Source organism: Shewanella sp. MSW, from assembly GCF_007636515.1.
In the GTDB taxonomy this organism is placed as follows: domain Bacteria; phylum Pseudomonadota; class Gammaproteobacteria; order Enterobacterales; family Shewanellaceae; genus Shewanella; species Shewanella indica.
On record NZ_LVDR01000010.1, the window covers coordinates 107,920 to 121,766 of the forward strand.

11 protein-coding genes are annotated in these 13,847 nt (G+C 52.9%); 3 read left to right on the forward strand and 8 right to left on the reverse strand.

Translation table 11 applies throughout. The annotated features are described in order from the left end of the window. Positions 1-143: 143 nt before the first annotated feature. Positions 144-2,150: a methyl-accepting chemotaxis protein gene (locus AYI96_RS12560; RefSeq protein WP_144361698.1), complete on the forward strand. Its 2,007-nt coding sequence runs from the start codon at positions 144-146 to the stop codon at positions 2,148-2,150. Positions 2,151-2,358: 208 nt separating this feature from the next. Here the strand turns inward: AYI96_RS12560 and AYI96_RS12565 are convergent, their stop codons facing one another. The 5 genes from AYI96_RS12565 to AYI96_RS12585 form a co-directional block, all read right to left on the reverse strand. Next, on the reverse strand, positions 2,359-2,952 hold the full coding sequence (locus AYI96_RS12565; protein WP_039034419.1) for a lipoprotein: 594 nt from the start codon (positions 2,950-2,952) through the stop codon (positions 2,359-2,361). A gap of 144 nt (positions 2,953-3,096) precedes the next feature. Then, the gene (locus AYI96_RS12570) at positions 3,097-3,522 is read right to left on the reverse strand and encodes a hypothetical protein (RefSeq protein WP_144361699.1); all 426 of its coding nucleotides are present in this window, start codon (positions 3,520-3,522) and stop codon (positions 3,097-3,099) included. Then, on the reverse strand, positions 3,519-5,084 hold the full coding sequence (gene gshA / locus AYI96_RS12575; RefSeq protein ID WP_101096058.1) for a glutamate--cysteine ligase: 1,566 nt from the start codon (positions 5,082-5,084) through the stop codon (positions 3,519-3,521). Before gshA ends, AYI96_RS12570 begins: the two co-directional genes overlap by 4 nt. 300 nt (positions 5,085-5,384) lie before the next feature. Beyond that, entirely contained in the window at positions 5,385-8,240 is a 2,856-nt protein-coding gene (locus AYI96_RS12580; RefSeq protein ID WP_144361700.1) for a M16 family metallopeptidase, read from the reverse strand. Between the two features lie 38 nt (positions 8,241-8,278). Continuing rightward, positions 8,279-8,704: a YqaA family protein gene (locus AYI96_RS12585; protein ID WP_054745120.1), complete on the reverse strand. Its 426-nt coding sequence runs from the start codon at positions 8,702-8,704 to the stop codon at positions 8,279-8,281. Between the two features lie 202 nt (positions 8,705-8,906). On the opposite strand from AYI96_RS12585, the gene AYI96_RS12590 reads away from it, so the two are divergent. Together AYI96_RS12590 and AYI96_RS20325 are read left to right on the forward strand one after the other, a co-directional pair. After that, entirely contained in the window at positions 8,907-9,872 is a 966-nt protein-coding gene (locus AYI96_RS12590; protein WP_186300060.1) for a PD-(D/E)XK nuclease superfamily protein, read from the forward strand. A gap of 49 nt (positions 9,873-9,921) precedes the next feature. Further along, the gene (locus AYI96_RS20325; RefSeq protein ID WP_025010950.1) at positions 9,922-10,089 is read left to right on the forward strand and encodes a hypothetical protein; all 168 of its coding nucleotides are present in this window, start codon (positions 9,922-9,924) and stop codon (positions 10,087-10,089) included. Positions 10,090-10,262: 173 nt separating this feature from the next. On the opposite strand, the gene AYI96_RS12595 is transcribed toward AYI96_RS20325, so the two are convergent. The 3 genes from AYI96_RS12595 to AYI96_RS12605 are packed head-to-tail and all read right to left on the reverse strand — an operon-like array spanning position 10,263 to position 13,498. Further along, the gene (locus AYI96_RS12595) at positions 10,263-11,396 is read right to left on the reverse strand and encodes a sodium ion-translocating decarboxylase subunit beta (protein ID WP_028781526.1); all 1,134 of its coding nucleotides are present in this window, start codon (positions 11,394-11,396) and stop codon (positions 10,263-10,265) included. Positions 11,397-11,405: 9 nt separating this feature from the next. Further along, positions 11,406-13,205 (reverse strand): sodium-extruding oxaloacetate decarboxylase subunit alpha, encoded by a 1,800-nt coding sequence (gene oadA, locus AYI96_RS12600; RefSeq protein ID WP_144361701.1) that lies wholly within the window; start codon positions 13,203-13,205, stop codon positions 11,406-11,408. Positions 13,206-13,231: 26 nt separating this feature from the next. Further along, positions 13,232-13,498 carry an OadG family transporter subunit gene (locus AYI96_RS12605; RefSeq protein ID WP_101096055.1) on the reverse strand — a complete coding sequence of 89 codons (267 nt, stop codon included), beginning with the start codon at positions 13,496-13,498 and terminating at the stop codon, positions 13,232-13,234. Positions 13,499-13,847 lie beyond the last annotated feature (349 nt).

Sequence of the window (13,847 nt, forward strand, 5' to 3'; positions counted from 1 at the left end):
AAACAAAAAGTTATCCTTGCGGCGTCGCTATAATAAAGCATCTTCTAAAATAAAAGGTCGGGTCCATAGTTAGATTCAGGTCAAAACTTGTTTAACCTGAATGAGATAAAGTTCAACAAACCGGTCAAACAGGAATAACGATAATGAATTACCGCAACTGGCCTATCGCCAAACAGATCGGCACACTGGCTTTTGTGCTGACAATTTTGGTGTTTGGCGTTCTGAGTAGCATCTCCTACCTGACAGCCTCATCTACCCTGAAAGAGAAAGCGATAACCGCCATGGAGCAACAGGTTCATGGGGTCGATGATCTGCTGGCATTGCAATACGAGAGCTTGCTATCTCTGGCTCATCGCAATGCCGATGTATTCAGGGCCATGTATCCGGGCCAATTCCATAAACCGGAAAACAAGACGGTTAGAGTTCTTGGAATGGATACCCCTGCATTGATGCATGAAAAGGAACAGCTCAACTCTTCCCGCAGTAAAGTTGACCGATATGCCAACCTCACCGGCGGTAATGCCACAGTATTCGTTCGTGACGGCGATGACTTCCTTCGTATAGCAACCTCACTGAAAAAGGCCGATGGCAGCCGCGCGCTGGGGACTTATCTAGGCACAAAACACCCTGGCTATCAAAAACTTATTCAGGGTCAGGACTATGAGGGCTATGCCAAGCTGTTCGGCCGCGACTATATGACAGTTTACCGTCCGGTCAAAGACGTTCAGGGCTCGGTGATAGGTATTCTCTACATAGGTTTCGACATTAGCGATTCCCTGGTTCAGCTGCAGCAATCGGTCAAACAGCTTCGCCTGGAGGAAAGTGGCACCTATCTGCTGCTGCGCCGCGCCGACAAAGTCGTAGTGGCTCATCCAAGTTTACCTCAGGGTCAAACCATCACAGAGGCCGATCTGGACGGCATGCCACTTGATGAACTAATGAACAGTGAGGGAGTTAAAGGCTACCTCAATGGCAAAGGCGTGGAGATGATTGCCTACAGTGCCACAATCCCCGGCTGGAACTGGGAGCTTATTGGTCAGGTTAAGGCCGCCGAGCTGAATGAAGAGAGCCAAACTCTGCTGCTGATCAATGCCATGGTCGCCGTGGTTGGCATTTTGGTTATCACTATTTTGCTCTCTGTTGTACTGGTACGCACCGTCAGGCCGTTACAAACTCTGCAACGTCATATGGAAAACCTGGGCAAAGGCGATTTCAGCCAAGCACTGCCAAAACTCGACAGCCGCAGCGAAAACGAAGTGGTGCGGATAAGCAACAGCGTCACCGAAATGACCATGGGGCTCAAGCAACTGCTTCAGGCGCTGCAAGGCTCGGTACAGACGTTGGAATACCAGGCAGAACAAGCTCAGGAAGTCGCCCGTCTCAACGGCGATGAAGCCCAGGCTCTGATGGCTCAAACCGATCAAATCGCAACCGCTATCGAGGAGATGTCCACCTCGATACGCGATGTCGCCAATCACGCCGGAGAAAGCGCTAACCAGAGCCAGCAGGTGGATGAAGCCTCCCGCGCAGGTCACCAGCAACTGACTCAGGTAGTACAGGGACTGGAAACTCTCAGCATACAACTGAGTGAAAGCCATATTGCGGTCGAAGGTGTCGCCAAAGAAAGTGAAGCTATTAACACCATTACAGAAGTTATCAATGGTATCGCCGAACAAACCAACCTGCTGGCACTGAATGCCGCCATCGAAGCCGCCCGAGCCGGTGAACAAGGACGCGGTTTTGCTGTGGTGGCCGATGAGGTGCGCACCCTTGCAAGCCGCACCCAGGCGTCGATTTCGGAAATCGGTCAGACCATCACTTCGCTGCAAGCCAAGGTCAAAGATACGGCTATGCGCATGGATCAGAGCCATCAGTTGGGTAATCGCTCCGCCGAGCAGGGAGAGGAAGCCAACAATCAGTTAACTGCCATTGCCCAGCGAATTGCCGATCTGGCCGTATCTGTCAGCAGTATTGCCAGCGCTACCGAACAACAAAGTGCTGTAGCCGAGGAAGTGACCCGCAACCTGCATCAGATAACCGATCTGGCCCGTGAAGGCGATATCCGTGCCACAGAAACAGTCACCTCAGCCAAAGAGCTGACAGAGTTGGCCGCCGCACTGAAAAAACAGATAAGTGTCTTCAAAGTCTGAGAAATGAGGAAGTCTCGGCAAAAGTAAAGGCTGAGAAATGACATGGAAAACACTTGATGCCATAAGCCGCCCAAATAGAGAACCCAGCTAAGCTGGGTTCTCTTGTGTTATAGCAAGGGTTACTGCAACTTCAGTTGCAGTAACCCAGATAAGCGGTCAATCCTTTGCAATGATTATCCAATAATTATCGACTCGTATTCTCAGGGCGTTAACCGAAGAACAAACGCCAAAGCCAAGAGGCGTCCAAATCTTCCTTGCATTGATTGTACTGGGCAGCATAACGACGGGAGCGATTGTCCACCTTATCGGCCACCCGCACCAGCCAGGCCTTGCTGCGGTAACTGCCACGTTTGTAGCCGCCCCAGCCTTCGTGATAATTGAGATACTGGTTACGGGCGTCCCACTTGGACACGCCATTGATCTTATGGCTCTTGTAGATAAACCAGCCCATAAAATCCATTGCATCATCAAAATCGCTGCGACTGGCCCAGCTGTTGCCGGTCTCACGCACATAATCGTCCCAGGTCATGGTCTTGGCCTGGGCATAACCATAAGCGTCACTGGCGCGCCCGATGGGAATGATCCACAAGAAATATTCCATAGGTGGCGCCGCATTATGCTTGAAGGAGCTCTCCTGATACATCATAGCCAAGGGCACATGCACGGGAACGCCCCACTTTTCGCGGGCATCCTTGGCGGCGTTGTACCAAGATCTGTGCTCTTTGAAGATGGCGCAGATATTATCGGGATCTTTGGGAGGCGAAGTGGCGCAGCCGCCCAAAAACAGGGAAGCGGCAATCATAAGCGCCGGGGCAAATTTGGATAACAACTGTTGCTTCACGAGAAATCTCACGGCTTTCAAAGGCCAGGCCTTTGCTTGAACTTGAGCTCAAGTGTCGCCCGAGTCAAACATCAAATGCAACCTGAGCCTCTGAAAAAGTGAGCTTTATTGTGCCTTAGGCAGTTCACATTCATGAACTTCCTGTTGCCAAACCACAGGCTCCCAGTAGTCGGTATCTTTGCCGGTATAGCGCCTGTCGGTATTGAACTTGGCCGCCAGGTGATAACGTTGCCCGGCTTCCACCTGCAACTTAAGTTCCTTGGGTGTGCGGGCCGACAGCCGTACCTTGAGCTCAGGTGAATCTATCAGCTCAGAGACGGTAAAACTGTGTTCACCCGGTGGTAACTGATAGTTGGGTTTAGAGATCACAGGTTGTCCATCAAGATGGGTGACCACCAGGCGATAAAACTGCTGCTCCCGATCCGGCTCCAGATAACCTGAAACCGTACCACATTCGCGCCCGGGCTCAGGAGCACTGGCGCAGGCCGACAGCAACACTGCTGCGGCCGAGATTAACAACAAAGACTTCACTGACTGACTGCTTCCTTGGCTGGTTCATCGGCAAAATACTGAACCAGAAAATCATCAAAACTCAAACCTTCTGCGGCTTCCAACTGCAACTGACTCTCGATTGAGGCCTGGGCTTCAGCTTCAAAAGAAGCCAGCGCCGCGGCACTCAGCGGATAATTCAGCAGCTGCTGCTGATATTCTTTTGCCAATGCCATCACCCAGGCGCCGTGATCCAGCCCCTTTTCCGCCAGGGTCTTCATCACCTGCCCAGACAGGGTTTCATTCGGGTCGATAACGGCTTGATGCCACTTGGCCAGCGCCTGCTGATATTGGTCGTCATCTTTTCCATCGAGCAGCTCGGCCAATTGCTGCAACTCGGCAAACAGAGCCAGCATCCACTGCTCGCGCGCCACAGGCACGCCATTTTGATTCAGCATCAAACCAGGTTTACGCCCTTCCAGCACCACGGCCTTAAGATTGGCGCCTATCTCTTGCTCACCGGCGGCGTCTGTGGTCGCCGAAGGACTCAACAAACAGTAGAGCAGGAACAGATCCAGAAAACGCACCTGAGAGGCTTCAATACCGATAGCACTGAAGGGGTTTACATCCAGCGCCCGCACTTCGATATATTCCACCCCGGCTCTTGCCAACGCCTCGGAGGGTTTTTCACCGCTACGGGTCACCCGCTTGGCGCGAATGGGGGCATAGAACTCATTTTCTATCTGCAACACATTGGCGTTGAGCTGGCGATATTCGCCGTCGACTTTCACCCCTATGTTGGCAAAGTTGTCCGAAGGCATCTTGATAGCGGCACGGATCCCCTGAAGGTAATCCGCCAGCGAGTTATAGCTGATACTGAGCCGCTCCTGTTCCTTGTTGGTGTAACCCAAATCACTCATTCTCAGTGAGGTGGCCCAGGGTAGATACAGGGTGCCAAGGCCCATTTTTTCAAAATCCAGCTCTGTCTGCTGCTCTTTGATGAAAGAGTGGCACAACGCCGGCGAAGCACCAAACAGATAAGGCAGCACCCACACCAAACGACGATAGTTGCGGATAAGGCCGAAGTAACGTTCCGAGATAAAATCACAACGGGAAACCGACTTATCACTCTGGGCATAGAGCAGATCCCAAAGCTCATCAGAAACCGAGAAGTTAAAGTGCACCCCTGAGATGATCTGCATCAAGGCGCCGTATCTGTAGGTCAGCCCCTTGCGATAGAGGGTCTTCATCCGCCCAGCATTGGAACTGCCATATTGGGCAATGGGAATATCCTTCTCGTCGCCCACATAGCAAGGCATGCTCACGGGCCAAAGCTGTTGTCCCTTAAGCTGATTGAGAGTAAACGCATGGGTTTCGGTGAGGCCGGTGAGCAGCTCATCTATGCTGTGGGTGACCGGCGTAATGAACTCGAGCAACGCCTCACTGTAATCGGTTGTGATCCGCGAGTGAGTCAGGGCCGAGCCCAGAGTTTTGGGGTGACCATCCATAGCCAGGTGCCCGCTGGCATCAATTCTCAAGGCTTCTCGCTCAATCCCACGGCGCATATCCTTAAGTGCGGCGCGACCTTCGGCTCCTTTGAGCATTGCGACAGATTCGGTAAATGACTTCAAATTCTTGTTCTCTGCTTGGGCGGCCTAAGCCTTTATCTGGCCAATAGACCCGGGCATACCTGCTCCGCTTTCATCTTTTGGTATTCAGCACCAAAAGGCACAGGACTGCTCTGTATGACGGTTGCCCAAAAATAAAGCCTAAGCGGCCTTTCAGGCAAGTGTAATTTAAAAGACACAGGCGGTGATGCCCTTTCAAGCATCACCGCCTTGCGTAGTGGCAAGCGAGTCGTAACCCGCTGCGGTTAAGATCAATATGGGGTCAAAGTGGCCGTTTTACAAGGGCAGATTGATCACTGAATAACCCATTGCCTTAATCCCGGGCTCAATAAGATTTTTATCCCCGACCACCAATATCTGCATGCTGGCAGGATCCAACCATTCTTTAGCCAATTCATTGAGGCTGTCCAGCGTGGCATCATTGATAATCTCATCCTGACGGGCGGTAAAATCATCGCTCAGACCGTACTTCTGGATCATGCGGATAAAACCGGCCTTTTGGTAAGGCGTTTCATAATCCAAAGCCTTACCCTGAGAGATGGAGGCCCGCATAAAGTTAAGCTCTTGTGTCGTCATCCCCTTATCATGATAAGCCTTGAGCTCCTTGATAAACTCGGCCAGCGCCTTGTCGGTGACATCACTGCGAACGCTGGCACCCGCTTTGAAGTAGCCCTGCTCAATCCCACCACTGAAGAAGCTGCGGGCACCATAGGTGTAGCCCTTGTCTTCCCTGAGGTTAAGGTTGATACGGCTGTTGAAGGCGCCGCCTAAAGGATAGTTCATCAAGTAAGCCTTGAAGAAGTCGCCCGTGGCATCGTAAGGCAGGGCGCGCTTGCCTATGCTGATAACCGACTGGGCCGCTCCCGGCTTATCGATAAGAAATACCACACCGGGTTTACCCTCGGGCAACTCACCCAAGGTCGGCAGAGACACAGCCTGGCCGCCCCAAGGCTCCAATCCCTTTAGCTTGCCGAGTAGCTGCTCGCGGGGCAGATCGGTTACCGCCACCAGTTGAGCGTTGCCGGCACGATACTGCTCCTTATAGAAAGCCTTGATATCATCGAGCGTCAGTTGGCTGACACTCTCAAGCGTACCGTTATCATTGACACCGAGACTGGTTTGGCTGCCAAACAGCAACTTGCTGAAACCCTCTTCGGCCAGATAGTTGGGATCCGAGGCCAGATGTTGCAGGCTCTGCAACTGTTGCTGTTTTACCCGCTCGAAATCGGTTTCCTTGAAGCCTGGCTCAAACAGCCTTTCTTCGACTATTGCCAGGGTCTTATCCAGGTTTTCGGTCAAGGCCGAGATCCGGATGCTGCTTTGATAGCCGCTGCTGTCGAACACCACGGAAGATCCCAACAGCTCCAGCGCCTGGGCTAGTTCTTCACTGCTGCGTTTGGCGCTGGACTCATTGAGCATGGCCGCCGTCAAACCGGCGAGCCCGGCCTTTTCCACCGGCACCAATCTGTGACCACCGTTGAGATAGATGACCAGCTCGGTAGTAGGCGTTTCATGGCTTTCAGTGCCCATGACACTGATACCGTTGTTCAGCTGGGCAGACCAAAGCTTGGGCACCTGCATGGAGGGCGCCTTGCCGGCAGCGGGGATCTTACTGCGATCGAAACTGCTGTTGGCACTTGCTGCCTGCTGCAACCCGGCAACGGCGTTGGCGGCAACCCTTGGCTCAGGCGGGGTAAAGTTATCGGCCTTGGCCACCAGCGCCTTGGCGCCCATGGGCACCACACTCATCACCACGCTGGGCTTATCCTTGATGTAGCGCTTGAATACCCGCATCACATCTTCTTTGGTCACAGCATCATAGCGGGCCAAATCTTTGGCTATCTGATTGGGATCACCGGCGAATGTCTGGTTATAGGCCAGGTTGGACACCTTGCCCGACACACTCTGCAGCGAGAAGATGCTGTCGGCGCGGAACTGCACCTTGACCTTCTGCAGATCTTCATCTGTGACGCCCCGCTGTTCAAATTCGGCGATCGATTCGCGGATCTTGGCCTCTATCGGCGCCAGAGCTCCGCCCTTGGCCGGATTGGCCAAGGCGTAGATGGACATTTGACAGGCCAGCTCCTGGCAAGGATGACTGACCCCTGCCTGCACCGCATAACCATCTTTCACCAAATTCTTGTAAACCAGCGAGGTCTTGCCGCCGCCGAGAATATTGGCCAGCAGATCCAGCGCGGCCTCATCCTGGTGACGGGCATAAACGGTTGGGAAAGCAATACGGATGAGTGGCAGATGGACATTGTCTTCCATCGAGATATAGCGGCTCTTGTCCAGCGTTACCAAAGGTTTGGCATCGGTCGCCACCTCAGGCCCCTTGGGAATATCGCCGAAGTACTTGCTGACCCAGGCCAGCGTCTGCGCGGTATCGATATCACCGCCTATGGTCAGGGTGGCATTGTTGGGGCCGTACCAGCGTTGGAAGAAGTGTCTTACATCATCGGGCGTGGCGCGATCGAGATCCTCGGGCCAACCTATCACAGGCCAGGAATAAGGATGACCGGCGGGATAAAACGCCTGATTGAAACGTTCATTCATCCGCCCATAAGGACGGTTATCGATGCGCTGGGCCCGTTCGTTTTTCACGGTTTCCCGCTGCACTTCAAATTTCTTGTCGGTCAGGGCCGGAAGCAGATAACCCATGCGGTCCGACTCCAACCAAAGCATTTTTTCCAACTGATTACTGGGAACGGTTTCGAAATAGTTGGTGCGATCAGTGTTGGTGGTGCCATTCAAGGTGCCGCCGGCTTCGGTGACTATCTTGAAATGCTGTTCATCGGCCACATGCTCGGAGCCCTGGAACATCATGTGTTCAAACAGATGGGCAAAACCACTGCGCCCCGCCTGCTCTCTGGCCGAGCCCACATGATAGGTTACATCCACATGCACCAGAGGATCAGAATTGTCCTGATGCAGTATCACTGTCAGGCCGTTGGCCAAGCGATACTTGCTGTAAGGGATACCGACTTCACCGGCCTTGGGGGTGACCGACTCGATGAGAGTCACGCCTGCCGGCAGTTGTACCGAGGAAACCTCAGCCAATCCTGTGTCGGTCTGCACTGAGCAACCCGCCAATGCGGCCGAAATTGCCGCCGCCAATAACCATTTCTTCAAAACGTTACTCCTTCAACCAGAGACTGAAACCCAATAACTCATTGCAGCCACTCTAAAGCCAACAACACAATTATCAAATAGCGCAGGCCCTTGCCTGTCAAAATCATCAGAGTGGATTTTGTAAGAGGAAGTTTCATCCAACCTGCTAAAAGGCACAGAATATCGCCGATCAGCGGCACCCAGGAAAGTAACAAGGCCCAATAACCGTAGCGCTTCAGCAGCGCCAGCGCCTGCTTGTGACGACCGCTGTCGAGTTGCTCGGGCGTGACCGCCTTGCGCCCCAAGAGCCCAAGTAGATAACTGCTCAAGGCCCCCAAGGTGTTACCTATAGTGGCGCTAAGCAGCAGCGACAATGCCATCTCCGGCTGCTTGTCCAGCAAAGCCAGCAACAAGACTTCCGAGCCTCCAGGCAGCAATGTCGCCGCCAAAAAAGCGCCGCTGAACATCAGCCAGAGTTCCCACATAAGATACCTTCCTGCATACTGCCTGAATCAAAGGCCCGTCCAGGCAAGTTCAAAGATAAATAGTTTTTAGCGCTGAAAGATATAAGAAAACAATGTCATTGCCCAGCTAAGTCTCAAGAGTTTAAATCATACAATCGCGATAGAAAGCCACAAAACCAGGGGTTAAAACCAGCCCTTAAATGGACAAGGAAAGGAGTCATAAATGCAGGAGCTGAACTTTATTCAATCTGTTCAGGAGCGGGATATTGATTTGATGTTGCTGGAGGAGTGCCACACTTCAATGGCCTTCTGCAATTGGTTGGTTTCCCGGGTATATGAATTCCCCCACTCCGTAGAGTTTATCGGCGCCTGGCATTCTGTCATTCACAATCAATACGGTGAGTCGGATCTCGTGGTGATTTTCAAGGCCAATGACGGCTCCCATCAAGCCATTCTTATCGAAAACAAGATAGATGCAACGCCACAACAGCAACAAGGGTTAAGGTATCGCTACCGCGGCGAACATGGGATAGAACAGGGCCATTGGGTTGATTTTCGCACTTGTCTCTTGGCTCCACAAAAGTACCTGACATCCAACAATGAGCCCTATGATAAAACCATCGCCTATGAGGAACTCATGGCGTACTTTGTCGCCCAAGGGGCATGGTACCGGGCACGGCTTATGGCCGAGAGCATCAACAAGCAAAGACGTGGATACCTTCCCAGCATTAGCCTCGAAGTCACAGAGTTTGCCAGGTGTTATCTTGAGTTTGCGAAAAGACATCACCCGGAGTTGAACCCGGAAACACCCAAAAACCGCGCCGCCGGACATTCCTGGCTGCATTTCTACCCGCTACTGCCCAATAAGCAAATCCGCATCGTTCATCAATTGGCAGGAAGCCTGGTCAAAATCATGTTTCTGGGAGCAGCCGAGCAGCTTGATATACTCACGCAAGCCTTCGGTGCTTATGCAAGCACAGGACTCATGATCAAACGCTCCGGCAAGTCTGTCGTGATGGAACTGCCTACGCCGCCCATTGACCCTTTTAAAGACAAATTCGAAGATGTCCAACCGCAAGTGCAACAATCCATTGCCCAAGCCAAGAAACTGAGACAGATGTTAATTCAGGTGCTGGCGGATAAAGGCATTGCAGCGAGCAATATTCAAGCATCTGACTGGTACTCTTGAAGAACCCCGGTCTATGATTAAGCCATATCTCTTTGAATAGTGAGCAATCATGGCCCGTCTTTTGTTTCTACCTATTATCCTTTCCCTGTTCTGGATAGCGTTTTTACACTTCAACAATGTCCCTTTGGCGCAGGGGAAACGCGGTTTTATTTGGATAATAGGCGTCAGTGGTGCCTTGATTGCCCTGCTGTCACTGGCCATCTGGCTGACGGCCTAAGCTTTTGATATGAGCCTTTGAAATGAATGCTTGAATCGACTCAGAGTGTACCAAAACCCGCGCGTTGCAGATTGCCCTCCAGCAAACCTTAAAACCGATAACCGGCGCGGCACACTGGCTACGCCGGTTATTTTTGAACGTCATGGCTCTCAGCGATTCAGCGCGCAAAGCGCTCAGTTCCCCAATACCGCCAGCAGAATACCGGCAGCGACCGCACTGCCCAGCACCCCGGCCACATTGGGGCCCATGGCGTGCATCAACAGGAAGTTTTGCTGATTGGCCTCTAGCCCCACCTTATTCACCACCCTGGCGGCCATGGGAACGGCCGAGACCCCGGCGGCACCAATCAAGGGGTTGACCTTGCCACCACTGAGTTTACACATGAGCTTGGCCATCAAGACCCCGGCAGCGGTGCCAATGCTGAAAGCCACCGCCCCGAGCAGCAAGATCCCCAATGTCTCGACCCGAAGAAACTGCTCGGCCGAGAGCTTGGAACCAACCGCCAATCCGAGGAAGATAGTGACGATATTGATAAGTTCGTTCTGCGCCGTGTTGGAAAGTCTATCCACCACCCCGGATTCGCGCATCAGGTTTCCGAGACAGAACATGCCCACCAAGGGGGTCGCCGTCGGCAAAAACAATATGGTCATTCCCAGCACCATAAGGGGGAAGATGATCTTCTCCTTCTTGCTGACTTCCCGCAGCTGTTCCATCTTGATCTGCCGCTCGGCTTCCGTGGTCAAGGCCCGCATGATGGGAGGCTGAATGAGCGGCACCAAGGCCATGTAGGAGTACGCGGCCACCGCAATGGCTCCCAGCAAATCAGGCGCCAGTTTGGAGGCGAGGAAAATGGCCGTCGGACCATCGGCGCCGCCTATGATGGCGATGGCACCGGCATCTTGCATACTGAACTCAAACCCGGGTACCAGGTTCAAGGCTATCGCACCAATCAGGGTGGCAAAAATCCCGAACTGAGCAGCCGCGCCCAGCAATAGCGTCTTGGGGTTGGCTATCAGGGCACCGAAGTCTGTCATGGCGCCGACCCCCATAAAGATCAGCAGCGGAAAAACCCCAGTATCTATCCCCACGTGATAAACATAGTAGAGCAGCCCATTTTCCTCGGTAAAACCTGCATTGGGGATATTGGCCAGAATAGCGCCGAAGCCGATGGGAAGCAGCAGCAAAGGCTCAAACTTGCGCACGATTGCCAGATACAACAACAAGGCACCGACCAACATCATCAAGGCCTGTGGCCAGGTAAAGTGCGCTATTCCCGTCTCAGACCAAAAAGCGAGTAAACCGTCCATCATCGCTCCTTAGGCCAGTGCCAGCAACTTGGTACCGACGCTGACGGCATCACCTTCCTTGACCAGGATGCGGCTGACTACACCATCGGCCTGAGCCCGGATCTCAGTTTCCATCTTCATCGCCTCGAGTATGATAACGACATCACCGGCGCGAACGCTGTCTCCGGCAGCCACCTGTACCTTGAAGATATTGCCGGAAAGCGGCGCACTCATCTCCAGTTCCGGCCCAGAGGCAACAGCAGGAGCCTGCACAGGAGCAGCCTGCGGCTCTGCCACCGGCAAAGGCGCTACCTGACTGATATCACCGCCCTCACTGACCTGCACCACAAAGCGCTGGCCCTGCACGTCCACGGTATAAACCTCCGGCTGACGCCCACCGGTGGCAGCCTTGGTTTGAGTGGCTTGTGGCTGAAGAGCTTCCAATTCTGGCTTGGGTTCAAATGCCGCTGGATTGCCACGGTTCTTAATAAACTGCAGGCCGATTTGCGGGAACAGCGCATAAGTCAGCACATCATCGTCGCGCTCTTCGCTGAGGCTCAAACCTTGCGCCAACGCTTTTTCGGCCAGTTCGGCCCGCAGATGTTCAAGCTCGGGCGCGAGCAGATCGGCCGGGCGGCAACTGACAGGCTCGGCCCCCTGCAACACCCGCTGTTGCAATTCACTGTTCACCTTGGCCGGGGTGGCGCCATATTCGCCCTTGAGTACACCTTCCGTCTCCTTGGTCAGCGACTTATAGCGCTCGCCCATGAGCACATTGATTACCGCCTGAGTACCGACAATCTGGGAGGTGGGGGTCACCAGAGGAATAAAACCCAGATCTTCCCGCACCCTTGGGATCTCCTCGAGCACTAGATCCAGCTTGTCCTCGGCGCCCTGCTCTCTGAGCTGGTTTTCCATATTGGTCAGCATGCCACCCGGCACCTGAGCCCGCAGAATGCGTGAGTCTATACCCTTGAGTGCCCCTTCGAAACGGGCATATTTTTTTCTGACCTCACGGAAATAGGCGGCAATCTCCTCCAGCAGCGCCAAGTCATAGCCTGTTGCCCTATCGGTGTCTTCGACCATGGCAACCAAGGTTTCGGTGGCACTGTGACCATAGGTTTGACTCATGGAAGAAATGGCAGTATCCAGCACATCGACCCCGGCCTCTATCGCCTTTTGATAGGTTGCGGTTGATAACCCTGTGGTGGCATGGCACTGCATGGTGATCAAGAGATCGGTTTCCGACTTCAAGCGGCTTATTAGCTCAAAGGCCTCCATCGGCTTGAGCAAACCGGCCATGTCCTTGATACAGAGTGAATGGCAGCCCATGTCTTCCAGCTGCTTGGCCATCGTCAGCCAGGTTTGCTGTGTATGTACGGGGCTTGTGGTATAAGAAATTGTGCCCTGGGCATGGGCACCAACATCAATCACGGCTTTCAGCGCCGCTTGCAAGTTGCGCACATCATTCATGGCATCGAACACCCGGAATACATCGACCCCGCTCTCATGGGCGCGCTCGACAAACCGGGTCACCAAGTCGTCACTGTAATGGCGATAACCCAGCAAATTCTGGCCCCTCAATAACATCTGCTGCGGGGTATTGGGCATGGCCTGTTTCAGCGCCCGGATCCGCTCCCAGGGGTCCTCACCCAAATAACGGATACAGGCATCGAAGGTAGCACCGCCCCAGGATTCCAGGGACCAGAAGCCAACACTGTCCAACTTGGCGGCGATTGGCAACATATCGTCGATACGCATTCTGGTTGCCAATAATGATTGGTGAGCATCCCGCAGGACAACGTCGGTTAATGCTAAAGCTTTACTCATCTTTCTTATCCATCAGATTACGGCAGTTAAGCCTGTTTGCGGTATTGGTGAATGGCACAGCTAATAGCTGCCAACTGTTGCGGCGTGGGCGCACCGGCCTGGGGCGCGACTGTGAATTGCGCCCCTCCCATGCCCTGAGTTTGTGACTGACTCTGTTCCAAATTGGGTTTGGGGGCCAAATAGCGTGCCGATACTCTGATCCCCAAAATCAGCAGCCCCAAGAACAGATAAACCAGCCCCATACCAAGCAGCATAATCCCCACAGCTTCCAAGAGTTGCTCAGAAAGCGACATTATATCTTCCTCATTTTGTTAACAGATTGGCAGGCCTTTTCCTGTCTATGATTTGCTTGGGGCGATAACGCTCACTCCCCCAGGAGCTAACACCAATAATAAATATGCGAAAAAATATGATTTTCTGTCATTAGATGTTTTAGCCTAGCAGGCCAGCCTCTGCCAGACTATGTGACTTAGGTCAAAAACGATAACCAATCTATAACAAACAACCCCTACCCATGTAAATTGGTCATACCAAAATAAATCAATAAAAGTTCAAAGAGGATGATGATTCATAAATATTCATCTTGAGTTTTTAAGGAAAAGACAATGACACTATCAATATGAAGTAAAGCTGACATAGAGA

Excerpts from the sequence above, each read along its gene's own strand:
- AYI96_RS12560 (WP_144361698.1), top strand. The coding sequence starts at position 144 with ATGAATTACCGCAACTGGCCTATCGCCAAACAGATCGGCACACTGGCT.
- AYI96_RS12565 (WP_039034419.1), bottom strand. The coding sequence starts at position 2,952 with ATGATTGCCGCTTCCCTGTTTTTGGGCGGCTGCGCCACTTCGCCTCCC.
- gshA (WP_101096058.1), bottom strand. The coding sequence starts at position 5,084 with ATGCTCAAAGGAGCCGAAGGTCGCGCCGCACTTAAGGATATGCGCCGT.
- AYI96_RS12585 (WP_054745120.1), bottom strand. The coding sequence starts at position 8,704 with ATGTGGGAACTCTGGCTGATGTTCAGCGGCGCTTTTTTGGCGGCGACA.
- AYI96_RS12590 (WP_186300060.1), top strand. The coding sequence starts at position 8,907 with ATGCAGGAGCTGAACTTTATTCAATCTGTTCAGGAGCGGGATATTGAT.
- AYI96_RS20325 (WP_025010950.1), top strand. The coding sequence starts at position 9,922 with ATGGCCCGTCTTTTGTTTCTACCTATTATCCTTTCCCTGTTCTGGATA.
- AYI96_RS12595 (WP_028781526.1), bottom strand. The coding sequence starts at position 11,396 with ATGGACGGTTTACTCGCTTTTTGGTCTGAGACGGGAATAGCGCACTTT.
- oadA (WP_144361701.1), bottom strand. The coding sequence starts at position 13,205 with ATGAGTAAAGCTTTAGCATTAACCGACGTTGTCCTGCGGGATGCTCAC.
- AYI96_RS12605 (WP_101096055.1), bottom strand. The coding sequence starts at position 13,498 with ATGTCGCTTTCTGAGCAACTCTTGGAAGCTGTGGGGATTATGCTGCTT.